Source organism: Deinococcus sp. QL22 (genome assembly GCF_023370075.1).
GTDB lineage: Bacteria > Deinococcota > Deinococci > Deinococcales > Deinococcaceae > Deinococcus.
Map to the genome: position 1 here is coordinate 2160053 of NZ_CP097149.1, position 22882 is coordinate 2182934.

Below are 22882 nucleotides of genomic sequence, written 5' to 3' on the forward strand. Positions count from 1 at the left end.
ACATCAAGGGTATTTATGTGCGCGGTACTGATTGGCTCCGCCTTGTAATTCACTATAGAGAGCCAATGTGTAAGAGTATCGGGCATCGCTGACTGCATTCTACGGGCGCACGAACCCCAGCCCCTCACCCTCAGACTCATCCGTGCCCCCGCTCCAGCACGCCGGGCGCTACACTCGTTCCCGTATGGCCCCACGAGTATGCCGTTAGAGATAGGCGCGACCATCGCCGCCCGCTACAGCCTGCGTGCCCTCTTGGGCGAAGGCGGCAGCGCCCGTGTGTTCCGCGCCCACGACGCGCTGCTTGACCGCGAGGTGGCCGTGAAGCTGATGCACGCGCATGTGCCTGACTCTGACCGGGCGCGGTTCCTGCGCGAAGTCCGGACGCTGGCCCGCCTGACGCATCCCGGCGTGGTTCCAGTTCTCGATCTGGGCGAGGAGGACACAGGTCGCCCCTTTTTCACCATGCCGCTGTTTACGGGCGGGCAAATTACGGCGCTGGGGCCGCTGGAAGACGCGCCCGGCCCGCTGGCCCGCTTTCTCACGGCGGCGGCTTTCGCTTCCCGCGCCCTGCATTTCGTGCATTCTCAGGGCATCGTGCACCGCGACCTCACGCCCGGAAACATCCTGCTGGACGGGGCTAGCCTGCCGCGCATCATGGATTTCGGGCTGGTCACGTTGACCGAGCAGACCCGGCACCTGACCCGCAGCGGCGTCACGCTGGGCACGCCCGCCTACATGGCCCCCGAACAGGCCAAAGGCGTGGGCGTGGAACCCCGCAGCGACCTGTATGCGCTGGGCGCGGTGCTGTACCGGGTGGCGTGCGGCAGTCCGCCTTTCGTGGGCGACTCCGACCAGAGCGTGATGTTTCAGCATGTCTACGAGGCTCCCAAAGACCCACGTGAATTGAATCCTGCCGTGCCAGACGCCATTGCGCGGGTGCTGATGGCCCTCTTGTCCAAGCGCCCTGAACACCGCCCGGAAAGTGGCGAGGCGTTGGCGCACCTGTGGGCGCTGGCCCGCCGCGACGTGTGGACGGCCCATGCGCGGGGCCAGTACCGGGGAGGCCGCGCCCGCACCGGAGAACACCCCGACGGCCCCGCCCGCGTAGCCAACCTGCGCGAGGCGTGGAGTGTGGCCCTGCCCGGAGAGGTCACCTGGCCCGCCGCCGTGGTGGGCGAGGGCGACCTCGTGGCGGTGGGCACCCGTGGGGGCCAACTCGTGCTGACGCACGCTTCTGGGCGGCCTTTTGCCACCTACGCGGCCCGCGACGAGGTGACCGCGCCCGCCACGTTTATAGGGCGGCATGTGCTGTACGGCGCGTGGGACGGAACCCTGCGCCGCGTGCAACTGTCGGACGGGGCAGAGGTCTGGAAGCACCAGGCCCGCGCCGAATTTACGGGCGCACCGACCCACTGGGCAGGCAAGGTGCTGGCCGCCAGCCGGGACGGACACCTGCACGCCCTGGACGCCCGCACCGGGGAGCTGGCCTGGGCCTACCGCGCAGGCGGGCCAGTGGCGGCCAGTCCGCTGGTGTGGGCAGGCGCGGCCCTGCTGTGCGATGAAAACGGCTGGCTTCATGCCCTGGACGCCCGCACCGGAAGCCCGCTGTGGAAGGTGGAAGTCGGCACGGTTCACGGCACGCCCGCGCTGCTGCCCACCGCTCCCGGTGAGGCCACGCTAATCGTCGCCACCTGGCCCGGAGAGATTCACGCCCTGCACCTCACTATTCGGGGCGGGCGGGCGGTACTGGGTGGGCCAACAGCGGGTGGCTCTACCTTGGCGGCCTCTGACCCTATCCTCTGGACATACGATCTGGAAGATGAAATCTGGGCCGCGCCTGCCATCGCCCGCTCATCGGTGGTAGCGACGCCCGCCGATCTGACCCACATTTCGGCCACCCCTCCCGCAGGCCTCGTGACCGGCGGCATCGTCATCGCGGCGGGCTGGGGCGGGACGGTGCGTGCCCTGCGCCTCGCAGACGGCGAAGACGTGTGGGCGCACACTTTAGAGGGCCGCGTGACCGCCAGTCCGGTCATCAGCGCGGGCCTGGTTTTTCTGGCTTCGGAACTGGGCGAACTGGTGGCGCTTGATGTGCGAACCGGAGAAGTGCGCTGGAGCCAACGCGAAACGACGGGCGTGCAGGCCACGCCCCTGGCCGCCGACGGCACGCTCTACGTGGCTTTTATGAACGGCACACTCAGGGCGTACCGGGGGGATTAGGGAAGGCGTCAACGCCCTGACCATTCCCTGACATTCCAGTGACGCCCGCCTGACAGTTCACCTTCAGGCTGTCAGGCATGAAGAAGACTTTCTTGGGCCTCGCCCTTGTTGCAACCGCGTCGTTCGGCACCGCTTCCGCTCAGGGCAGCATCACAGGCGCGGGCGCGAGCTTCCCCTTCCCCCTGTACTCCAAGATGTTTGCCGAGTACAAAGAGAAGAGCAGTGTCAGCGTCAACTACCAGTCGGTGGGCAGCGGCGCAGGCCAGAAGCAGATTCTGGAGCGCACCGTGGACTTCGGGGCCAGCGACAACGCCATGAGCGACGAGAGCATGAAAGACGCCCCCGCCAAGTTGCTGCAAATCCCCACCGCCATCGGCGCAGTCGTGCCCGCCTACAACGTCCCCGGCGTCACCACGCCCCTGAAGTTTACGGGCAAGGTCTTGGCCGACATCTACCTCGGCAAGATCAAAACCTGGGGAGACAAGTCGATTGCGGCCCTGAACCCCGGCGTCACCATTCCGCCCCTGCCCATCACGGTGGCCCGCCGCAGCGACGGCTCCGGCACCACCTACGTGTTTGCCGACTACCTCGCCAAAGTCAGCAGCGAGTGGAAGAGCAAAGTGGGCGTGGGCAACAGCCTTCAGTGGCCTGTGGGTACGGGCGCACGCGGCAATGACGGCGTGGCCGGAGTCGTTAAGAGCACCCCCGGAGCCATCGGGTACGTGGAACTCGTGTACGCCAAGCAGAACAAACTGACCTTCGGCAGCGTGCAGAACCGCGCAGGCAAGTTCGTGGTGGCCGACAACGGCCCCGCCGCCGCCGCCGCACTGGGCGTCGTTATTCCCGCCGATACCCGCGTCAGCATCACCAACAGCGCCAACGCCGACGCTTACCCCATCGCCAGCTTTACCTACGTCATCTTCTACCAGGATCAGAAGTACGGCAACCGCACCGAAGCGCAGGGCAAGGCGCTCAAGAACCTGCTGACCTGGATGATCACCACCGGCCAGCAGTACAACGAGCCTCTGGACTACTCCAAGTTGCCCACCAATGTGCTGAACAAGGCCAAGGCGTTGGTCAACTCCATCAACTACGGCGGCAAGAAGCTCTAAGCGGTCTGTTCCACTCCAGCTGAACTTCCACGGGGCGGCCTCGCGTATGGGGCCGCCCATTGCTGTGCCTGCACACGGAGGAGCCATCCAGCCTTGTATGCCCAGTTTTTCACGCCCTGACTTGGCCCTGACTTTAGGCGTGTGAACTGTTCTCATATGGAGCCTTCTCGTCTGGACTCAAGCTCAAATTCTGACCTGAATTTAGGGAGCCGGACGTTTCCTCACACCGACCCGGAGGGGTCTAGCCGCCATGATTGAACCTGCCCGCCGTCCGCCGTCACGTGGTGCCCTGTCCAGTCAGGGAGACCGCGTGTTCCAAATCCTGATTTTGGCCCTTGCCAGCATCATCGTGCTGATTTTCGTGCTGAGCCTGTACCAGTTGGGCAAGGAATCATTGCCCGCGCTGCAACGCTTCGGCTTCAGCTTCTTTACCGAGCGCACCTGGAACCCGGTGGCGGGCACGTACGGCGCGGCCACCATGATCGTCGGCACCCTCGTGACCAGCCTGATCGCCCTCGTGATCAGTGTGCCGTTGGCGGTGGCCAGTGCGCTGTTCGTGGCCGAGTACGCGCCCAAGTGGTTGGCGAATCCGGTGGGGTACCTGATCGAACTGCTGGCCGCCGTGCCCAGCGTGGTATACGGCCTGTGGGCTTTGTTCGTCATTGCGCCGCTTCTGGCCAAATGGCAAACCGCCTACTTCCTGAATCCCGACAACTTGGGCACCATTACCCGCTGTAACGAATTGTGGGCCAGCCAGCAGACCAACTTGCAGTGCTTCTTCGTGCCCAGCGGCGCGGGCGGGCGCGGCTTGGCGCTTGCCATCATCATCCTGACGGTCATGATTTTGCCCTACACGGCGTCGGTGGCCCGCGACGTGATCCGGCTTGTGCCCGCCGACCAGCGCGAAGCCATGTACGCGCTGGGCGCGACCAAATGGGAAGTCATCAGCCGCGCCATCTTGCCGTATGCCCGCGCCGGAATCCTGGGCGGCGTCATTCTGGCCCTGGGCCGCGCCCTCGGTGAAACGTTGGCCGTCGCCATGGTCATCGGGGACAGTCAGGAAATTCTGAAAAGCTTGTGGGGCGGCTCCAGCACGATGGCCTCTGTGATTGCCAACCAGTTCGGAGACGCGCAGGAGGCCATTCACCGCTCCAGCGTGGTTACCCTCGGCCTCAGCCTGTTCTTCCTCAGCGTGATTGTCAACTACGTTGCCCGCCTGATCATCGCCCGCCTCACGCCCAAAGGCATTCAATGATGAGCACCGCACTTTCGGCTACGGCCAAGGCCAACGCCAAGCTTTCTCCGGCACGGCGCATCCAGAACACCATGATGGGCGGCATTATCTTGCTGGCAACGCTGGCCGTCGTCGCGCCCTTGATCCTGATTTTCCTGTATCTGCTGCGCGAGGGCGTGGGCGCACTGAACGTCGACTTTTTTACCAAAACCCCGGCCCCGGAAGGCGAAACGGGCGGCGGCCTGCTGAACGCCATCATGGGCAGCATCACGATGTTGGCGATGGCCAGCGTGATCGGTGTGCTGGTGGGCGTGGCAGGCGGCATTTTTCTGGCCGAGTACCCGCGCCACCCCCTGATGCCCACCATCCGCATGATCAGCGACGTGCTGGCGGGCATTCCGGCCATCGTGATGGGCCTCGTGGCTTACGGCCTGATCGTGCTGGTCTTCGGCTTCAGCGGGCTGGCGGGTGCGCTCGCCCTCGGCTTCCTGATGATTCCCATTGTCGTTCGTACCACCGAAGAAGTGCTGAAGCTGGTACCCCTGAACGTGCGCGAAGCAGGGCTGGCGCTGGGGCTGCCGCAGTGGTTGGTCATCATGCGAATCGTGTTGCCTGCGGCCCGCGGGGGCATCATCACGGGCGTCATGCTGGCGCTGGCCCGCGTGGCCGGAGAAGCTGCGCCGCTGCTGTTTACAGCCTTCGGGAACCCCAACGTCAACTTTGACCCCAGCAAGCCCATGAGTGCGCTCCCCCTCGAAATCTACCGGGGAGCCACCAGCGCCTACGACGAAAACCAGCGCCTCGCCAAAGCCGGAGCCTTGCTGCTGATCCTGCTGATTTTCGCCACCAGCCTGCTCGCCCGCTACGCCACCCGCCAGCGCAAGTAAGGGGGAAAGGGTTGTCTTCTGACCTTCCTTAGACCCTAGACCGTGAGACCCTTAGATCTGCCCCCACAACCTACCTACACCCCACTCCAAGGAGTCCCCATGACCGCTGCCCCCATCCTCACCGCCCACGACGTCAATATTTTTTACGGCACCAAGCAGGCCGTCAGAAACGTACATCTGGAAGTCCAGCGCGGCTCCGTGAACGCCCTGATCGGCCCCAGCGGATGCGGCAAAACCACCTTCCTGCGGGCCATCAACCGGATGCATGACCTGACCCCCGGCGCCCGCGTGACCGGCAAGATCATGCTGGACGGCGAAGATGTGTACGGCCCCGGCGTAGACCCGGTGAACATGCGCCGCCGCGTGGGCATGGTCTTTCAGAAGCCCAATCCCTTTCCCACCATGAGTGTGTTCGACAACGTGGTCAGCGGCCTGAAGCTCGCAGGCATGCGCGACAGCAAGCGCCTGATGGAAGTGGCCGAACGCAGTTTGCGCGGCGCGGCCCTCTGGGAAGAGGTCAAAGACCGCCTGAAGACGCCTGCCACTGGCCTGTCGGGTGGACAGCAGCAACGCCTGTGCATTGCGCGTGCGCTGGCCGTGGAACCCGAAATCCTGCTGATGGACGAACCCACCAGCGCCCTTGACCCCGCCAGCACCGCCAAAATCGAAGATCTGATGAGCGACCTGAAAAAGGTCACGACCATCATTATCGTGACCCACAACATGCATCAGGCCGCCCGCGTGAGTGGCACCACCAGCTTTTTCCTGAACGGCGACCTCGTGGAACACGGCGTCACCGATCAGATTTTTACCAGCCCCCGCGACGAGCGCACCGAAGCCTATGTGACCGGGCGATTCGGCTGATTGCCCCAGTCCTCAGATAGGTTTCAACCCCGTCCGGTCATCACGCTCGGCGGGGTTTTTACTGTCCCGGTGGTGTGTCCAGATTGGCTGGATGATCTGACCCGCACATCACAACCCGCTACGATACTGCCAGCATGACGGCAGGGGCGGCGTGACAACCAAGATCGATGGCGGCAAAGAAAGCAGCGCGCATGTAACCAGCCGCTTTCTGCGAATGCTCAGTATTACGCTCGAACAACTGGACGCCGTGCGCGACGCCAACGACCGGGCCGAATTCGCGGGCCTGACGCTGCGGGCCAAGACACTGGAACGTGAAACCGACGCTCTGGAACGCGAGATAGAGGACGCTTGCCTGCACGCCTTTGCACTGGGCCTGTCTGCCGAAGAACTGGCTTTTCACCTGTTGGTCTTCCGCAGCCTGACCAATCTGGAGCGCGTGGGCGACTACGCGTTTACGGTGGCGCGTGATCTGGAGGCCTTGGCCCCCCGCACCCGCAGCGCCACCCTGCAAGACGCCCTGCCGCTGGTGCGCCTGCTCTCGGAAATGGTGGAGCGGCTGGCTTTCGCCTTTGCCGAACGGGATTTGCCCGCTGCCCGCGAAGTCATGCGGCTGGACTTCGAGCAAGTTGACGCCCTGTACGAGCAGATGCAGCGGGCCAGCCTGACCCGCCTGCTGGAGCGCCCCGAAGACACCGAGGTGGCCCTGACCGCCGGACGCATGGCCCGCAATCTGGAACGCTTGGGCGACCATCTGGTGAACGTGGCAGAGCGGCTAGAGGCGCTGGTGCTGGGGCATTTCCCGGATATTGATAGGGCGGGTTAGGGGAGCGCAGTGTGGTGTTTTGCCCTCGCCTCTGTGGGACTTGCAGAACTGCGAAGCAGAGGGGGCCACCAGGGAGTGAACCCGCCCCAAACATAAGATTCTTCAAGATTCCACCGATGTTCTGTTTTAAACTGCCCCACATGACCCAAACCCAACCCCCCGCAGCGGAATTGCCCCGCTGGCGCACCGACGACCTTTACAGCGGCCTGACCGATCCCCGCTTTGCCGCCGACCTGACCGAGTTGCGCGGGCACGTGCAGGCGCTTGAAGCTCTCTTCGATTCAATCGGCGTCAGGAAGGCTGGCCCCGCCGCCACGCCGCAAACGCTGGAGCCTGTGCTGAATGGCCTGAACGAGCTTTCGCTCCGGCTGACCGCTGTGCGGGCCTTCATCACCGCGTTCGTGACCACCGATAGCCGCGACGCCGAGGCACAGCGGGCGCAGGGCGACCTGACCATGCTGACGCTTCCGCTGGGGCCGCTGCGTTCGCGCCTCACGGCCTGGCTGGGCGGGCAGAATGTGGAGGCGCTGCTGGCCCAGTCCGAAGTGGCCCGCGCCCACGAACACCTGATTCGCCGCGCCGTGGTATACGCGCAGCACCAGATGTCGCCGGATGAGGAAGATCTGGCGGCCCGCCTGCGTCCCAGTGGAGCGGGTGGCTGGAGCAAGCTGCACGGCAACGTGACCAGCACCCTGAGAGGCGACTTTCGGGGCACGAAGTTGCCCGTAACGGCCCTGCGAGCGCTGGCCACCGACCCCGACGCCAGTGTGCGGCAAGACGCCTACCACGCCGAAATTGCCGTCTGGCAGGATGCGGAAGTGGTGCTGGCCGCCGCCCTGAACGGTGTCAAGGGCGAGGAAGGCACGCTGGCTGCCCGCCGGGGCTTTGCTGACGCGGTGGCCCCCAGCCTGCTCACCCACGGCATAGACCGCGAGACGCTGGACGCCATGCAGGCCGCCGTAGTGCGCTCCTTTCCCGATTTCCGGCGCTACTTTGCGGCCAAAGCGCGGGGCATGGACAAGCCCAAACTGGACTGGTGGGATCTGTTCGCCCCGACCGGGCGCAGCGAAACCGAATGGACGTATAGCGCGGGCAAAGCGTTCGTGGAAAGCCAGTTCCGGGCCTTTTCGGGCAAATTGGGCGACTACGCAGCCCGCGCTTTTGAGGGCGACTGGATTGACGCTGGCCCCCGCGACGGCAAACGCGGCGGGGCGTTTTGCATGGGCTGGCAGGGCGCAGACAGCCGCATTCTGATGAACCACGACCCCAGCCTGGACAGTGTGTCTACGCTGGCGCACGAGCTGGGGCACGGCTACCACAACATGCTGAAGGCGGGCCGCACGCCCCTGCAACGCGAAACTCCCATGACGCTCGCCGAAACCGCCAGCATCTTCTGCGAAACCATTATTCAGAATGCGGCGCTGGAGCAGGCCACGGGTGCCGAGCGTCTGTACGTGCTGGAAACCCAGTTGCTGGGCCACGCGCAGGTCGTCGTAGACATTCATTCCCGTTTCCTGTTCGAGCGGGCCGTCTTTGAAAAGCGGGCCGAGCGCGACCTGACCCCGCAGGAGTTCAGCGACCTGATGGTGTGGGCGCAGCGCGAAACCTACGGTGACGCCCTCGCCACGCCGCACCCCTATATGTGGGCCGTCAAGCCGCATTACTACTCCCTATCCTTTTACAACTACCCCTACACCTTTGGCCTGCTGTTCGGGCTGGGATTGTACGCCCAGTACGTGCAGGCGCGGGCGGGGGGACAGGAAGCCGAGTTTCAGGCCCGCTACGACGCCCTATTGGCAAGCACAGGTCAGGCCGACGCCCGCGCCCTCGCCGCCGGATTCGGAATAGATCTGCACGCGCCGGAGTTCTGGGAAGGCAGCTTGGATGTGATTCGGGGCCAGATTTCGGCGTATGAGGAAGCGGTCAGCGGGCAGTAGAACGCGCTAAACAGAAAGTGGATCGTAGATCGTGGTTTGACTCTTTCCACGATCTACGATCCACCCTCTAGAAGTCATCCGGAAATTCGACGCAGCAGGATGAGGATGCAGGCCAGCTGGACAAAGCCCAAGAAGTTCTGGGCTTTGCGCTCGTCGCGGGTTCGGACTCGGCGGAACGATTGCAACCAAGCGATGGTTCGCTCAACTTTCCAGCGCCGCTTATAGCGGCGCAGCGGTCGTCCATCTTGCGTTTTGTGTTTCCGGTTCTTGCGATTTGGCGCGATCATTTCAATCCCCAGCGTGGCCAGTTCTGCATCCAGAGGGTCGCTGTCGTACGCCTTGTCCCCAATCAACCGGCGTGGGAAGTCCAAGCCGAAAGACGCCTCCAAGGTGTCGTGAACGAGAGTCACTTCACTGGGGCTAGCTGAGACCGTGTGGACAGCAAGCGGCAGACCGCTCGCGTCCACCATCAGCATGATTTTGGTGCCTTTGCCCCTCTTGGTGGGGCCGACATCCGAGCCCCCTTTTTTGCGGCACTGAACGTGCCGTCAATGAAGGCTTCCCGGAGATCCAGCAATTCCTGTTCCTCCAGCAACTCATAGAGCTGCCCCAGAACGTTTGGGAACACGGCGCGCTCATTCCACTCTTGAAAACGCTCGAAACAGGTGGACTTGGGCGGGTAGTCCGGCCGGGGGAGCCGCTCCCACTGCGCACCAGTACGCAGCACCCACAGGATGCCTTCGAGCAACTCTTTGTCACCCCGCCGCGGACGACCGCGGCGGGTCCGCTTCTGAGGAGGAGGTAATAGCGGGGCCAGAATGGCCCATTGCTCGTTCGTCAACCGCATCCATTCAGAATGCCAGTCGTCATTGCCCCGCTACCGTAACCAATTTCCGGATGGTCTCTACACTTCCTACCTCACTTTCACATTCTGATCAAACCAGGTCAGCACCCGCTCCTTACCAAACGGCCACAGGCTCAGGCCGTCCAGCGTCACCGCCCTGTGGGCCAGACTCGCGGCTTCCTGCACAAATTCTGGCAGGGGGCCGTGATTCTTGGGCGTGGCGTTCCAAGTCGGCGCGTCGTAGGGCAGGCCCGCCAGTTCTGCGGCTCGCTCGATTCCGGTGTGCAAGTCGCCCAGTTCATCAATAAGACCATGTTCTAGGGCGTCCACTCCGCTCCAGATGCGGCCCCGGCCCAGTTCGTTCACCCGCTCCGGCGTCAGCTTGCGGCCCTGCGCCACCCGCGACACAAAGCGGTCATACACTTCGCCAATCCCGCGCTCGATCAAGGCGCGTTCATCGTCGCTGTAATGGCGTGACGCCGAATACATCAGGGCGCGGTCATTGCCCACCCGCTCCGGGTTCAGGCCGTTGCGGGCGTTGAATTCCTTCAGTACAGGCTTGCCACTGACCACGCCGATGCTGCCGGTCAGGGTGTACGGCGAGGCCACGATGTGCTTGGCGTGTGTCGCCACGTAATAGCCACCACTGGCCGCGTACTCGTCCATGACCACCACCACGGGCTTTTCACTGGTCGCCACCTCACGCCAGATCAGGTCAGAGGCGAGGGCCGAACCGCCGCCGCTGTTCACGTACAGCACGATCGCTTTGGTCTTGTCATCCTGCTTGGCCCGCTTCAGGGCCGCCGTGACCGTATCCGACCCGGCCATCGGGCCGCCCAGGAGTGGCAGGGGAACTGGGTTGTTCCGACTCTTGCCCGGAATAATCGTGCCGATCAGCGGAATAATGGCAATGCGGCCCGCTTTGGCATTGCTGGGTTTTTTGGGCATAAACAGGTCAAGCACGGCGGCCATCGGACGGGTGCCGGGGCCGACCAGTTCGTCTTCATAGGCCACGCGGGTAATCAGGCCCGCATCCAGCGCCCCCTGTGCCGAGGTCAGGTCGCCCGACAGCCAGCCGCGCGCCCGCTCCTCGGTGACGCCCCGTGCGGCGGCCAGATCCCGCGCCCACGCACCTTCCATGCCGTGGATGTACGCGCCCAACTGTTCGCGGTTGGCCTCATCCATATGATCCTGAGAAAAGCGGGTCAGCGCGGCCTTGTACTCGCGGATTCGCAGGTTCTCGAACTCTATGCCGTGCTTTTTCAGGAACGCTCCGAGGAACGTGGATTCCACCGCGAAGCCGCCCAGCATCACGTCTGCCGATTCGGGGGCGGCAATTTCCTGTGCGCCGCTGGCCGCGATCAGGGCCGTCATCGTCAGTTGGGGCAGGTGGGCCACCACCCGTTTGTCCTGCGCCAGCCGTCCCAGAATGCCGCGAACCGCGTGGGCTGTGGCCGGAGCCGCCGTGAAGCCGCCAAAGCGCACCAGTACGCCGTGTAGCCACTCTGCGCCGCGCAGTTTTTCCACGCGGGCTTGCAGCGCTTCCAGCGTTTCGGTGCGGTTCAGCAGGGCGGCGAGTGGGCTGGCAGGCTGCCGCGCCGGGTAAGCGCCCTGCAAATCCAGCACCACCCAGGTGGGCCGCGTGACGCCGCTCGGCAGGGTGCTGTCGGTCTTGTTCAGAAACGGAATATTCAGGGGAGCCATATCAGCAAAGTACGCGCTGAGCATGAGATCAGTTCCCGTGCGGGGTGATGGCCTGCTGGACGCCTGTGTCTTCTCAGACTCCCAACAGTGCTGTTGCCTGACCCTGCATGTCGGTTTGACCGCTTTCATCTGATGTCCCACTCACCCCAACGGCTGACCTGCGAACATGGAGGAGGTGTTTACTGGAAGGAATGTGAAAGGAGCATCCATGCGGAAAGTGATCGTGACTGAATTTCTGACTCTGGACGGCGTGTACGAGGAATCAAGCTCGTGGCAAAAGGAGTACAGCCCAGACGACGGCCAGTTTAAATATGATGAACTCTTTGAAAGTGGCGCTTTGTTGCTGGGCCGAAAAACCTACGAGGGTTTCGCTCAATATTGGCCTACGGCGCCGGGTACCGGAGCATTTGGCGAACGAATGAACCTCCTGCCGAAGTTCGTGGCGACGACCACCCTCACTTCCCTGGAATGGAACGCGACGCCCCTCGGAGGGGACGTGGTGGCCGCCGTGAAGGAACTCAAACGGCAGGAAGGCGGCCACCTGCTCGTGTACGGTAGCGGCACCTTTGTCCAGACGCTCCTGCGTCACGGTCTCGTGGACGAACTTCGCCTGATGGTTTTTCCTGTCGTGTTGGGCAGCGGCAAACGGTTGTTTTCGGAAGGCAACAGACTGGCTCTCAAGCTTGCCGTTTCCAAAAACCTCGGCGCGGGCGTGATGCTCCTGATCTATCAGCCTGTTGACTCAGAGCCGGTGGAAGGGGGCCAGAAATCGTAGGCCACCCACTCATCATTCAAGGCTTGGCCCCAGTCGGCTTTCGCCCCAGCCTCGTTCCCATTGCTTCGGCCCGTGAAATCAGCACTTGGGCGGCGTCGGACGGCAGGTGGGCTTCGGCGGAGGCGCGAAACAGGGCCAGCCAGCGGGCCAGATGCACCCCGCGTACCCCCAGCGGCGCGTGGATGTGGTTCAGGTTGCCGCGCCAGTGCTGGCCCCCTGCTTGGGTCGGCCCCCCCAGCATCGTGACCCAGAAGGCGGTGACGGCCTCCAGGTGCGCTTCCCAGCCGGACACGTGGGCGGCGAAGATGGGGCCAAGTACCGCATCGGCCCGTGCCCGCGCATAAAAATCGGCCAGCAGTGGGCGGAGTGCGGCCTCGCCCCCAATACTCTCCAGCGGCGTGGCAGGCGTGCGGGGGCCGGGAGTTTTCAGTCCGGTCAGAAATTCCAGTTTCAGCGGGTCAGGCAAGGTTCCTCCGGCCCAGGCGGTCACGGTTCCTGCCCGCCACAGCAGCGGCGCACTGCCCAGCCAGCGTTCGGCGTGGGCGGTGCGGGGGAGGGCCGCCCATTCCTCCACCGTGCTTTCCCTGCCTTCTGCCTTTGTCCCAGCCTGAATCGCCGCTCCCAGCACCCGGCCTGCCAGTGCCGCGCCCGTTCCCCAGGCCAACACAGGCAAGCCGCCCCGCACCGCGCCCGAAACCAGCGTCAGCAGCGCCCAGCGATCCGGTCTGTGCTGCACGTCGCGCACGGGTTGGCCGTCATGGGGAACCAGCAGGCCCGCCGCGTGAGCTAGGGCGTCGGCACTGGCAGGCCGCACCGTCCAGCCGTCCCAAAGGTTTGGCAGGGGAGAGGTGGTCAGCAGCAGGCGAGAATTCACGGTTCACAGCATAGGCTTCTGTATCAGCAACAAAAAACCCGCCGGGAGTGGCGGGTCAGGTGGGGCTGGTCTGTCTTCAGTTCAGCGTCTTGATGTAAGCGTGTATATTGGCCACTTCTGCGTCGCTGAGCTGTTCGGGCGAGAAGCGGGGCATGGTAGGGGCCAGTTCCCGGTCAGGGGTTTTGCCCTCACGCAGCGTCAGCTTGAACTGATCCAGCGTCCAGCTTTTGGGGCCATCGGCAGTGTTCAGGGCCGCGCCGATGCCGCCTCCACCTTGTGGGCCGTGGCAGGCCGCGCAACTGCTCACAAATTTGGCCTGTCCCGCTTCCACATCGCCTGCTTCGGTGGTCACGGTGGCGCCCGTGGACGACATTTCGCCGGGTGGGCGACCCGATTCGCTGCCCTCGTTGGCGGTAGTATTTTCTCCGGCCTGTGCGCCTTCGGTGGTGGCAACGGTGGCGCTGTTATTTTCGGTCTGGCCGTTCTCCTGGTTGCCCGTGGCCGCGCCCTGGCTCCCCGCCACCGCGCCGTTCGGCCCGGCCTGCTCGCCGCCCTGGTTGGGGGCTTTGGCATTGCCCTGAGCCTCGGCGGAGCCTGCCGCGCCTGTGGCCGTACTCGTGGCACTCGGCGCTTCCTCGCTGGGCACCGATCCGGCGCGTTCTTCCTGGTCGCCCGCGCCGCCCTCGGCCTTTGTTTCTTCATGGTGAGGCGTGGTGGCGATCTGATACGCAGCGTAAGAGCCGCCCAGCGTCAGGGCCAGCAGCAGCGTCATGGTGACGGCGAACGTGTTCTTCATAGGCCCACCCTACCATACGGTCAGGGGGCGTTTGACTGTGCCAGGCAGCTTTTCGGGCCAAACGTCCGGGCTATCTTTCGGGTCGGTGAAGGGGCCGCCAGAGGGCGTGAGAATGGTGTGGTCACTGGGCTACACGGCCCGCCACAGGCAGGCAAACACACAGGGCAAACGCACACAGACCGGGCAAGCATGCCAGTATTCAGGTTGATGAGGTGCCGGTGTCCCGTGATTCCGTATGCTTTAGGCTCCTTCCCATGAACGACGATCCAAACCAGGATTTTCCAGCGCAGTTCGCAGCAACCCAGGCCACAGCGACACAGGGTACAGGTTGGGCGCGGGCCACTATTTTTGGCGAGCAGGAAGGCCGGATTCTAGACCGCCTGGCCGCCCTCGACCCCGACCTCATGGCCTATATTCGGGACTTTGCCTACGACACCGTGTACGAGCGTCCGGGCCTCGACCTGAGAACGCGGGAACTGTTGGCTTGCACCCTGTTGGTGGGATTGGGCAGTCCGCCGGAACTGCGAACCCACCTGCGCGGCGCACTCCGGGCCGGGGCCACCGAAACAGAAGTGCGCGAAACGCTACTGATGTGCGTGCCCTATCTGGGGTTTCCGCGTGTGGTGGCCGCCTTCGAGCAACTGCGCCTGCTGCTGACAGGAAGCAGCAAAACGCCCCCAACCGAACAGGCAGGGGACGCTGAATAACAGGGGCTAGATAACAGTGCGCCAGAGCTAAAGCTTAGTAGGCCACTTTCAGGCCGACACGGGCCTTGAAGACCGTACCGGGGCGCACGAAGCGGTTGTCGATGGCAGCATATCCAGCGTCATCGGTGGTGAACGAATCGGTGGCGCCATTGCTGTTGCTCACGCCGATGGTGGACTTGAAGTACTGCTCGACGCCGAGGTCGCCCACGATGCTCAGGTTGCCTGCAATAGCGTAGCTGGCCATGACGCCCGCGCCGATGCCGAAGGAGGAAGCGCTGTAGGTGGTGCTGCCGGTTGCACCATAGTCTTCAGTGGCTTTGAACATGCCGTAGCGTCCGCCTGCGTACAGGGTGGCGTCGGTGCCGGGGGCCAACTCGCCCAGGCTGTATGTGCCGTCTACACCTACGGTCACGTGGCTCCCGTTTTCAGTCGCTGCGCCCGACGCCTTGTAAGAGCCGAACGTCCCTACGCCCAGATCGCTGCTGTCGTTGATGGAATCGCTGGGGTTGGTATACGAGGCGCTGACCTTCACGCCCACTGGGCCGAGCAGGTTGGGGCTGTGTACAAATACGCTGCCACTCAGGCCGCCTGCGTAACCGCCCGTCAGGCCGAGTTCTACGCCGCTGAGGCTCTGTGCGCCCGCTGCGCCCGTCATCATGCCTGCTACCACTGCCGTCATCAGGATCTTCTTCATGGGTGTAGCCTCGCCTACCAACATGAGCCGCCCTCATGAACGGTGTCACGGCAGCTTTAGAAACGGGACAGGTCACCGTCAGAAAAGAGACAGAATCTACAATAAGTCCCAGACTCCAATCAGGAAAAATGATGTGCAGCACAGCACAAATCTAAGCCAGATCCAGACCGGAATGAGCAATGCACACCCTGTTGATGCTGCCTTTATGTCTACTCCACAAACCCAGACTTCTGAGGGCCAGAAGAATCAGGCCCGCGCAAACTCCAGCACAGCAGCGTGAGCCAACCCACGAGACTGGGCGACTTTCCATGCACCGCGTGCATCTCCGCGCCCGATCTGGGCCATGAATGCAGCGTCGCGGGCCAGCGTGGTCAGTACCCAGAAGTCTCCCCAGGCCTCCAGCCCCCACTGCTGGCGCATGGCTTTGGCCGCCGCCGCCCACACGGGTTCGCTGAGGTGTTCCAGCGGGGCGATGTAATGCACCTCGCCGTCGGTGCCGGGGGTGCGGGCCACCTCGCGGCGGTATTCCTCGCGCTCGCGGCGGGGCATGTCGTCCCACGTTTCGGCGGCGCAGTAGCGGGCAGGCAGGGCGCTGAAGGTGTCGCGGCAACGGGTGGGGCGCACGTCGTAGCGCGAGCAACTGCCAGTCTCCCGGTTCAGCAGGGGGCAATACCCGACTTCGCGGCGGTGACGGTCTACGTAGGTGTCGTCGTCGGGGGCGCTGCGGGCGTTAGAAATGACGGCGCGGGCGTGGGCTTCCATGCGGGCGGCCTCCGTGTCGGTCAGGGCCTGCGCAGTCACGAGGGCTTCGGCCAGCGATACCCGAATGGGCATATTGCAGCAGCCAAAGCAGCCCGCGCCGCAAAATACGCGCCCGCCCCGCTGTTCGTACCCTTTCAGCCACGCGCCCGACTGCCGGGTATAGCGGGCATAGCCGCGCTTCACGGCGTCTGTGACGGCAGCGTGAGGCAGGGCAGGGCCAGCCGCAACCGGGCGGGAGGGGGGGGAAGAGTGGTGCGTCATCGGAAGCAGCCTAGCGCGGGTATACTGCGGCTACCGTGTTCCGACGCCCACGCCAGCCGCAGACGCCCACCCCGGAACCCCGGAAGATAGGCACAACGCCCTCTGCCGAGGCTCCGGACGCCACCCGCATTCTCTCGGAGTTGCTGGCCCGCCCCAGCACCGAAGGCATTCTGGAAGGGGCGCTCGCCCACGCCGCGCTGCTGCTGGGCGGCCAGACCCACGGATTCGCCGTGTTGCGGCGGGGCCAAGACCGGGTGGTGGCCGTCTTCGGCTATCCCAAAGCCCTGATCGGCACCGCGCTCAGCGGCCCCTGGGCCAGTATGCGTGCCCGCCTGCTGGCCGATGGATCGCGCGAACTGTACGAGATGAACCCGCCCGAACTGCACGGCATTCTGGACGATGCCGGGATGCGTGAGGTGCCTGTGACGCTGGTGATCCCCTTGAGTGACCGGGGCCGCAATCTGGGGGCCCTGGTGTTAGACCGTATGGTGGCCGACCCGGTTTCGCCCACACAGATGGAAGTCGTGTCGCGCTGGGCCACTGCGGTGGGGCCGCTACTGGGCATTCTGGATTCCCGCGACGACTGGCGGCATGCGGCGCGGCAAATTACGACGGCGCTGGTGGAAGCCGTGGAAAGCCGGGAGTTTGATGCTCTGGGACACGCACAGGCTGTGGCCGACGTGAGCCTGAAATTGGGCCGCGCTGTGGGGCTGGTCGAGCGCGAACTCGAAGAACTCTGGTACGCCGCCACCCTGCACGATCTGGGCAAGATTCACGGCGAACAGGGCCACGCGATGGTGGGGGCCAATTTCCTTCACGGCGTGCCGCATCTGGCCGAGGCGCAAAAGGCCATCCGGCACCACCACGAACGCTGGGATGGGCAGGGCGAACCCGACAAGCTGACGGGCGAAGATATTCCACTGTATGCCCGAATCTTGGCCGTTGCCAACGCTTATGTGCGTGTGGGCGACCTGGAGCGCCTGCGTGGGCAAGCCGGAAAGGGTCTGGACGCCCGCCTGCTGACGGTGCTGGAGAAGCTGCCGCAGTGAAGAAAAATCCCGCCCAGTCGCAGACGAAACCGAGTGGTACGAGTAGGAACAGAAGCAGGCGTACGGCGATGGATGGCAGGCGTCCTCTCCTGCGGAGCTGTACCAGATATGGGCGTCCGTTCTGCCTCACAGAGAGACAGACGGCGGGTTTTCTGTCTGGCTTGGCATCAGAGCCTGCCTACCAGCAGCCCAATCGCTCTAGCCTAGCGGGCCTGAACCCATGACCCTGCGCCCGAATCCGAACACTGACGCCGACGCAAGCAACGAGGCCACCAGCCACCGGTTCCCCGTATTAGAAGCCCGCTTTGGCCGCCTGACCCCAATGGACGCCGGAATGCAGAGCCGCGTGTATGCCACGCCTGACGGTCAAACGGTGGTGAAGGTGTACCGCAATCATCAGGGCGAACACCGCCTGGAGGCAGACAATATGCGCCGCGCCGACATGGGCGCGTGGGTGCTGGACGCCGTGGAAGCCGACGGCGTGGAGGCACTGATCATGCGGCGGTTCGCGGGGCGTCCCCTGACGGCTGCCGATGTGCCCCGCGCCCTCCCCCGCCTGCGCGAAATTATCGGGGCGCTGCATGGGGAACGCGCCGGACGGGTCGATCTGCGCCGCGTTCGCGAACGCCTGCGCCGATTCCGCAGTGCGCTGGCCGCCTATCCGCTGGACGATCTGTTCGATGCCGTAGAAATCCCGCTTGAAAACGGCCTGCTGGATCAACCCGCCGCGTTTTGCCATCTGGACATGTGGCACGACAACATTTTGATTGGGTCTGGTTTAGCGGCAACAGGCCAACCCGAAGTGCTGGTCATAGACTGGACGAAAGCGGGCTGGGACGATCCCCTGCGCGATCTGGCCCTGCTGAAAACGGGCACGCTGGATTTGCTGCCGCCCGATGAAAGTCTGGACGCCGCCCTGACCTTCCTGCCCGACCACGCGCCCGCCACCCTGACCCGTTACCGTGCCTACCTTGCCATGACCACCCTGCACGACTTGTACTGGTTTCTGATGAACGAGCCGTATGAATTCGAGGGACAGCGTGATCAGAAATTGCCCAGAGCACGGCATGTGCTGGGGCGATTGCCGGGCTAAGCCAGGTGAACCAATCCATTAAAATTGGCATCTGCCCTGTCGGGACACCCGTAATATTGACGATCCCTTGTCAGTCACTTCAGACTGCGGGCTCTGCTAAACTTGAACCCAGTCTAATTTGCCATGATGTAGCCTCGTCTCTGGAGTTCTGAACACCGCTGCCCCCGGCAGCATTTCCCCAAGTGATCCATACAGGAGAACCGATGAATATTCTGACCCTTGTCCGGCAAGTTCCGGATGCCGAAGCCCGCGTCAAAGTCTCTGGCAGCGCGGTCGACCTTGAAGGTACGACCCTCGTGATTGACGGCATGGACGAATACGGCGTGGAAGAAGCCCTGCGCCTGCGCGAGGGCGGCGCGAATATCGAGATGATTACGGCGCTGGCGATTGGCCCCAAGCGCAACGAAGACGCCCTGCGAACGGCGCTGGCGATGGGTGTAGACCGCGCCATTCACGTAGAAACCGATGAGAAGCTGGACGCTGTGAGCCTCAGCCGGGTGGTGGCCCAGATCGCGCAGGCCGAGAATGCCACGCTGATTCTGGTGGGCGGGCAGGAAGCCGACTGGGATTCTCAGGCGCTGGGGGCGGCCACCGCCGAACGTCTCGGCTGGCCCCAACTGACATGGACGAACGAGCTGAAGATTGAGGGCGAGAGCATCAGCGGTCGGCACGATGTGGACGACGGCAACGAGAGTTTCAGCGCCCCGCTGCCCGCCGTGGTGACCACGCAGCAAGGCCTGAACGAGCCGCGTTACCCCACGCTGCCCAACATCATGAAGGCCAAGCGCAAGGAGCTGCGGAAAGACACGCTGGATACGTATGGCGCGGCCAACACCGTGCGCGTGGTGAATGCCGAAATTCAGACCCGTGCCCGTATGAACCGCGTGATAGACGGCAAAGACCCGCAGGCCGCCGCCGAGCAACTGCTGGACTTGCTGCGAAACGAAGCCAAGGTTCTGGCGTAACGGCCCTAAAGGAGAACTGACCATGAAACTGATCGTTGCTGAACATGCAAGTGGCAAGCTGACCAAGGCCACGCTGGAAATGGTGGCCGCTGCCCAGAACGCGGGCGGAGAAGGCCCCATAACACTGCTGGTGCTGGGGCAAAATGTAGCCGCTGTTGCCACCGAAGCCGCGCAGTATGCCGAGCAGGTGTTGGTGGGAGACAGCGCCGCGCTCGCCGCCTACAACCCCGAAGTGTGGGCCGCCGCCGCCGCGCAGATCGCGCAGGAAGGGGAAGCCAGCCTCGTGCTGATCGGTGGAAGCCGCAGCGGACGCGAATATGCTCCCCGTGTGGCCGTCAAACTGGACGCGCCGTATTTGGAAGATGCCACCAGCCTCAGCGTGAATGGCGAGACCGTGCAGGCGCAGCGTTACACCTACCTGGCCCGCGTGACCGAAACCGTTGAGGCCAGTGCCCCCACCGTCATCGTGACCGTGAAGCCCGGATCGTTTGCGCCTGCCGCCCCTGCTACTAGCACTGGCGCCGCCGCTGGCGAGCAGTACGACGTGGAACTGGAATTGCCAGCTGCCCGTACCCAGATCACAGGCCGCAGCGTGGAAAAAACCAGCCGTGTGGCCCTCACCGAGGCCGACGTGATCGTGACGGGCGGGCGCGGCGTGGGCAGCCCCGACAACTTTGCCACCTACGTAGAAGGCCTTGCAGACCGCATCGGTGCAGGGGTGGGCGCGACCCGTGCCGTGGTGGACGCAGGTTGGCGGCCCTACGCCGAACAGGTGGGCCAGACCGGGAAAACCGTGCAGCCCAAAGCCTACATTGCGCTGGGCGTTAGCGGAGCCGTGCAGCACCTCAGCGGCATGGGCAAAAGCAAATTCATCGTGGCGATCAACAAGGACGCCGAAGCCCCGATTTTCAAGGTGGCTGATTACGGCATTGTGGGCGACGTGAATCAGATCGTTCCCGCATTGATCGAGGCTGCCAAGAAGTAAAGATCAAAAGCTGAAGCGCCGCCTGTCCTGATGGGGATGGGCGGCGTTTTTGGTTGTGTAATTCAACTCCTTCACCCTTGGCTTGCAAAGCTCCGCAGGGGAGGGGTGAGTGAGCAACGCGAGTGCCTTTCCTTAGACCCCAGACCTTTGGCCCCTTAGACGATCCCTTCTGCGGGGTTGCATCCCCCTGACAACTTTATGGTTAGACTAGGCAGGCCATTCCAATTCGCCCCGGCCTTCGCTGGCCGACCCCGCACTGCACAAGGAGTTTTATGCTGCCTTCCAAGCTGATGCCGTTTGCCGCCGCTGCCCTGACCCTGACCTTGGCTGCCTGTACACAGGCCACCACGCCCGCCAGCCTCGGCGACTATGCCAGCCGCCCAGAGTTGCAGGACGCAGAGAGTCAGGCGATTCTGGCCCGCTACGGCAACGATCCGGGCCTGATAGACGCGCTTCAGCAGGCCTACGGCGAGAAACCCACGCAACTGAGTTTGCCCACCGCACCCGCCCTGACAGGACTTGACGTTGCGAGTGACCGCCTCGCCTACATCAAGCGCACGGGCTGGGGCAGCGTGGGGAATTACAACGTGCAGTACGCCACCCATGCTTTCACTGCGCAGTCCTACTCCTACCTAGATTGGGGACGCGACGGCTGCTCTGCGCCCGACGGCCTTGGCCTCGGCTACCGCGAAGATTTCCGGCCCGCCTGCAACGTACACGACTTCGCCTACCGCAACCTGAAGGTCTACGAGCGCACCTCGGCCAACCGCCTGACCAGCGACGAGGTTTTCCAGACGAACATGAATATCATCTGCGCGGCCAAGAGCTGGTACAAGCGCCCCGCGTGCTACTCGGCAGCTTATGCCTACTATCAGGGCGTGCGGGTGGGTGGGGACAGCAGCTTCTAAAGAGGGTCTAGAACGTGGGGTGTAGGTGATAGGGAGGGTGCAAAAGCCTACAACCTACTTCCTACAGCCCACAACCCCACTCTCAGCGGCGCTATCGTATCGGCATGGTCACAGTCGTTTCTCATCCGCTGGTGCAGCACAAACTTTCTCTGATGCGCGACGTACAGACGGGCGTCAAGGAATTTCGGGAACTGGCTGCCGAACTGAGCCTGCTGCTGGCCTACGAGGCCATGCGCGACCTGGAAACCGTGCCCACGCGCCTGCACACGCCCATAGAAGAGGGCGAATTCCCGATGCTGAGCGGCAAAAAGCTGGCATTGGTGGCTATCTTGCGGGCCGGATTGGTCATGACCGACGCTATCGTGCAGCTTGTACCCGCTGCCAAAGTGGGGCATATCGGCCTGTACCGCGACCCCACCACGCTGCAACCGGTGGCCTATTACAACAAACTGCCCACCGACATTGCGGAGCGCCGCGTGTTCCTCACTGATCCGATGTTGGCGACTGGTGGCAGTGCCAGCGCCGCCATCGGGTTCCTTAAGGAAGCGGGGGCGCAGACCATTAAGCTGATGTGCATTCTGGCCGCGCCCGAAGGCATTGCGGTTATTCAGCGCGACCACCCGGAGGTAGACATCGTGGTGGCCGCTGTCGACCCGCGCCTGAACGATCACGGCTATATCGTGCCGGGGCTGGGCGACGCCGGAGACCGGATTTACGGGACGAAATAAGCCGCGTGGCCCGCACCGTCAACCCTATTCAAGACCGGGCACGGCGTTCGGCGCTGGAAAAGGCCGCGTATCTGGCCATCTATGAGCGCGGCTATGCGGGGGTCACGTTGGCCGATATTGCCGCTCATGCAGGCGTGAGCCGGGGCACGCTGGTCTATCACTTCGGCAGCCGCGCCGGACTGCTAGCCGCCGTGATGAGGCGGTTTACGCGCACCATAGGCGTCGCCACGCGGCGTGCCCTGCGCCAGGCCCAAACACCCGAAGCCAAGCTGACCGCCTTTGTGGAAAACCAGTTTTACGGCGTGCAGAACACCCGGCGCTTCTACACCGTGTCGCTGGACTTTTTGGCGGCGGCCACCCGCGACCCGGCTCTGATGGCGGTGCAGCGGGATTCCCTGCAAGACACCCTGACGCTGGATCTGGAACTGGCGCGGCTGGCTGGAGAGGAAGGCGCAGAGCGGCGGGCGCGGCAATTGCGGGCGCTGGTCGAAGGCCTGAGCGTGCGCTTTCTGGCCGACCCCGAACCCGATTTGCAGGCCTACCGCGATGACTGCCTGGCCGGGCTACGGGCCATTTTGGGTGGCGAGAGTCAACCGCTTCCCTGACCGCCGCCTCAAGTCCACCCGACTCCTGCTCTGGCATTCAGCAAAAAAGACCCGA

At 63.8% G+C, this 22882-nt stretch carries 22 protein-coding genes; 16 read left to right on the top strand and 6 right to left on the bottom strand.

The genetic code is table 11. From position 1 onward, the window contains the following. Positions 1–198: 198 nt before the first annotated feature. The 7 genes from M1R55_RS10810 (at position 199) to M1R55_RS10840 (ending at position 9077) form a co-directional block, all read left to right on the top strand. Positions 199–2220, top strand: coding sequence for a serine/threonine-protein kinase (locus tag M1R55_RS10810; protein ID WP_249391774.1), 2022 nt, complete (start codon positions 199–201; stop codon positions 2218–2220). A 77-nt stretch (positions 2221–2297) separates the two neighbouring features. Then, positions 2298–3332, top strand: a complete 1035-nt coding sequence (gene pstS, locus M1R55_RS10815) for a phosphate ABC transporter substrate-binding protein PstS (RefSeq protein WP_249391775.1) — start codon at positions 2298–2300, stop codon at positions 3330–3332. A 250-nt stretch (positions 3333–3582) separates the two neighbouring features. Next, positions 3583–4587, top strand: coding sequence for a phosphate ABC transporter permease subunit PstC (pstC, locus tag M1R55_RS10820; RefSeq protein ID WP_249391776.1), 1005 nt, complete (start codon positions 3583–3585; stop codon positions 4585–4587). Further along, complete coding sequence (gene pstA, locus M1R55_RS10825) at positions 4584–5453, top strand: phosphate ABC transporter permease PstA (protein WP_249391777.1); 870 nt, start codon at positions 4584–4586, stop codon at positions 5451–5453. Before pstC ends, pstA begins: the two co-directional genes overlap by 4 nt. 99 nt (positions 5454–5552) lie before the next feature. After that, the gene (gene pstB / locus M1R55_RS10830; protein WP_249391778.1) at positions 5553–6317 is read left to right on the top strand and encodes a phosphate ABC transporter ATP-binding protein PstB; all 765 of its coding nucleotides are present in this window, start codon (positions 5553–5555) and stop codon (positions 6315–6317) included. 214 nt (positions 6318–6531) lie between these two features. Beyond that, positions 6532–7140 carry a phosphate uptake regulator PhoU gene (locus tag M1R55_RS10835; protein WP_249394195.1) on the top strand — a complete coding sequence of 203 codons (609 nt, stop codon included), beginning with the start codon at positions 6532–6534 and terminating at the stop codon, positions 7138–7140. Between the two features lie 140 nt (positions 7141–7280). Beyond that, positions 7281–9077, top strand: a complete 1797-nt coding sequence (locus tag M1R55_RS10840) for a M3 family oligoendopeptidase (RefSeq protein WP_249391779.1) — start codon at positions 7281–7283, stop codon at positions 9075–9077. A 74-nt stretch (positions 9078–9151) separates the two neighbouring features. Here M1R55_RS10840 and M1R55_RS10845 read toward each other — a convergent pair. Then, a protein-coding gene (locus M1R55_RS10845; protein WP_249391780.1) for an IS5 family transposase occupies positions 9152–9924 on the bottom strand; the annotation gives its coding sequence in 2 pieces (ribosomal slippage) (positions 9152–9588 and positions 9588–9924; 774 coding nt in all). A 66-nt stretch (positions 9925–9990) separates the two neighbouring features. Beyond that, a complete protein-coding gene (locus tag M1R55_RS10850; RefSeq protein ID WP_249391781.1) occupies positions 9991–11625 on the bottom strand; it encodes a S49 family peptidase in 1635 nt (544 codons plus the stop codon). A 208-nt stretch (positions 11626–11833) separates the two neighbouring features. On the opposite strand from M1R55_RS10850, the gene M1R55_RS10855 reads away from it, so the two are divergent. Next, entirely contained in the window at positions 11834–12400 is a 567-nt protein-coding gene (locus M1R55_RS10855) for a dihydrofolate reductase family protein (protein ID WP_249391782.1), read from the top strand. Positions 12401–12416: 16 nt separating this feature from the next. Here M1R55_RS10855 and M1R55_RS10860 read toward each other — a convergent pair whose 3' ends face one another. Then, positions 12417–13274 (bottom strand): group III truncated hemoglobin, encoded by an 858-nt coding sequence (locus M1R55_RS10860; RefSeq protein WP_249391783.1) that lies wholly within the window; start codon positions 13272–13274, stop codon positions 12417–12419. A 76-nt stretch (positions 13275–13350) separates the two neighbouring features. Continuing rightward, positions 13351–14070 (bottom strand): c-type cytochrome, encoded by a 720-nt coding sequence (locus M1R55_RS10865; RefSeq protein WP_249391784.1) that lies wholly within the window; start codon positions 14068–14070, stop codon positions 13351–13353. Positions 14071–14324: 254 nt separating this feature from the next. Between M1R55_RS10865 and M1R55_RS10870 the strand changes: the two genes are divergently transcribed. Continuing rightward, a complete protein-coding gene (locus tag M1R55_RS10870; RefSeq protein ID WP_249391785.1) occupies positions 14325–14777 on the top strand; it encodes a carboxymuconolactone decarboxylase family protein in 453 nt (150 codons plus the stop codon). 34 nt (positions 14778–14811) lie between these two features. Here M1R55_RS10870 and M1R55_RS10875 read toward each other — a convergent pair whose 3' ends face one another. Together M1R55_RS10875 and M1R55_RS10880 are read right to left on the bottom strand one after the other, a co-directional pair. Continuing rightward, on the bottom strand, positions 14812–15471 hold the full coding sequence (locus M1R55_RS10875; RefSeq protein ID WP_249391786.1) for a hypothetical protein: 660 nt from the start codon (positions 15469–15471) through the stop codon (positions 14812–14814). A gap of 246 nt (positions 15472–15717) precedes the next feature. Next, positions 15718–16494 carry a YkgJ family cysteine cluster protein gene (locus M1R55_RS10880; RefSeq protein ID WP_249391787.1) on the bottom strand — a complete coding sequence of 259 codons (777 nt, stop codon included), beginning with the start codon at positions 16492–16494 and terminating at the stop codon, positions 15718–15720. Positions 16495–16529: 35 nt separating this feature from the next. On the opposite strand from M1R55_RS10880, the gene M1R55_RS10885 reads away from it, so the two are divergent. The 7 genes from M1R55_RS10885 to M1R55_RS10915 all read left to right on the top strand — a co-directional run bounded on the left by M1R55_RS10885 (position 16530) and on the right by M1R55_RS10915 (position 22827). Next, positions 16530–17543, top strand: coding sequence for an HD-GYP domain-containing protein (locus M1R55_RS10885; RefSeq protein ID WP_249391788.1), 1014 nt, complete (start codon positions 16530–16532; stop codon positions 17541–17543). Positions 17544–17763: 220 nt separating this feature from the next. After that, positions 17764–18636 carry a phosphotransferase gene (locus tag M1R55_RS10890; RefSeq protein ID WP_249391789.1) on the top strand — a complete coding sequence of 291 codons (873 nt, stop codon included), beginning with the start codon at positions 17764–17766 and terminating at the stop codon, positions 18634–18636. Positions 18637–18839: 203 nt separating this feature from the next. Continuing rightward, on the top strand, positions 18840–19601 hold the full coding sequence (locus M1R55_RS10895) for an electron transfer flavoprotein subunit beta/FixA family protein (RefSeq protein ID WP_249391790.1): 762 nt from the start codon (positions 18840–18842) through the stop codon (positions 19599–19601). Between the two features lie 22 nt (positions 19602–19623). Beyond that, a complete protein-coding gene (locus M1R55_RS10900) occupies positions 19624–20586 on the top strand; it encodes an electron transfer flavoprotein subunit alpha/FixB family protein (RefSeq protein WP_249391791.1) in 963 nt (320 codons plus the stop codon). A gap of 272 nt (positions 20587–20858) precedes the next feature. Beyond that, on the top strand, positions 20859–21494 hold the full coding sequence (locus M1R55_RS10905) for a phospholipase A2 (RefSeq protein ID WP_249391792.1): 636 nt from the start codon (positions 20859–20861) through the stop codon (positions 21492–21494). Positions 21495–21598: 104 nt separating this feature from the next. Then, positions 21599–22222 carry a uracil phosphoribosyltransferase gene (upp, locus tag M1R55_RS10910; RefSeq protein ID WP_305880264.1) on the top strand — a complete coding sequence of 208 codons (624 nt, stop codon included), beginning with the start codon at positions 21599–21601 and terminating at the stop codon, positions 22220–22222. Positions 22223–22227: 5 nt separating this feature from the next. Further along, positions 22228–22827, top strand: coding sequence for a TetR family transcriptional regulator C-terminal domain-containing protein (locus M1R55_RS10915; RefSeq protein WP_249391793.1), 600 nt, complete (start codon positions 22228–22230; stop codon positions 22825–22827). The last annotated feature ends 55 nt before the right edge of the window (positions 22828–22882 follow it).

Coding starts and splice junctions, on each gene's coding strand:
- M1R55_RS10810 (WP_249391774.1), top strand. CDS start 199: ATGCCGTTAGAGATAGGCGCGACCATCGCCGCCCGCTACAGCCTGCGT.
- M1R55_RS10895 (WP_249391790.1), top strand. CDS start 18,840: ATGAATATTCTGACCCTTGTCCGGCAAGTTCCGGATGCCGAAGCCCGC.
- pstS (WP_249391775.1), top strand. CDS start 2,298: ATGAAGAAGACTTTCTTGGGCCTCGCCCTTGTTGCAACCGCGTCGTTC.
- pstC (WP_249391776.1), top strand. CDS start 3,583: ATGATTGAACCTGCCCGCCGTCCGCCGTCACGTGGTGCCCTGTCCAGT.
- M1R55_RS10850 (WP_249391781.1), bottom strand. CDS start 11,625: ATGGCTCCCCTGAATATTCCGTTTCTGAACAAGACCGACAGCACCCTG.
- M1R55_RS10870 (WP_249391785.1), top strand. CDS start 14,325: ATGAACGACGATCCAAACCAGGATTTTCCAGCGCAGTTCGCAGCAACC.
- M1R55_RS10855 (WP_249391782.1), top strand. CDS start 11,834: ATGCGGAAAGTGATCGTGACTGAATTTCTGACTCTGGACGGCGTGTAC.
- M1R55_RS10865 (WP_249391784.1), bottom strand. CDS start 14,070: ATGAAGAACACGTTCGCCGTCACCATGACGCTGCTGCTGGCCCTGACG.
- upp (WP_305880264.1), top strand. CDS start 21,599: ATGGTCACAGTCGTTTCTCATCCGCTGGTGCAGCACAAACTTTCTCTG.
- M1R55_RS10900 (WP_249391791.1), top strand. CDS start 19,624: ATGAAACTGATCGTTGCTGAACATGCAAGTGGCAAGCTGACCAAGGCC.
- M1R55_RS10905 (WP_249391792.1), top strand. CDS start 20,859: ATGCTGCCTTCCAAGCTGATGCCGTTTGCCGCCGCTGCCCTGACCCTG.
- M1R55_RS10840 (WP_249391779.1), top strand. CDS start 7,281: ATGACCCAAACCCAACCCCCCGCAGCGGAATTGCCCCGCTGGCGCACC.
- pstA (WP_249391777.1), top strand. CDS start 4,584: ATGATGAGCACCGCACTTTCGGCTACGGCCAAGGCCAACGCCAAGCTT.
- M1R55_RS10890 (WP_249391789.1), top strand. CDS start 17,764: ATGACCCTGCGCCCGAATCCGAACACTGACGCCGACGCAAGCAACGAG.
- pstB (WP_249391778.1), top strand. CDS start 5,553: ATGACCGCTGCCCCCATCCTCACCGCCCACGACGTCAATATTTTTTAC.
- M1R55_RS10880 (WP_249391787.1), bottom strand. CDS start 16,494: ATGACGCACCACTCTTCCCCCCCCTCCCGCCCGGTTGCGGCTGGCCCT.
- M1R55_RS10875 (WP_249391786.1), bottom strand. CDS start 15,471: ATGAAGAAGATCCTGATGACGGCAGTGGTAGCAGGCATGATGACGGGC.
- M1R55_RS10835 (WP_249394195.1), top strand. CDS start 6,532: ATGCTCAGTATTACGCTCGAACAACTGGACGCCGTGCGCGACGCCAAC.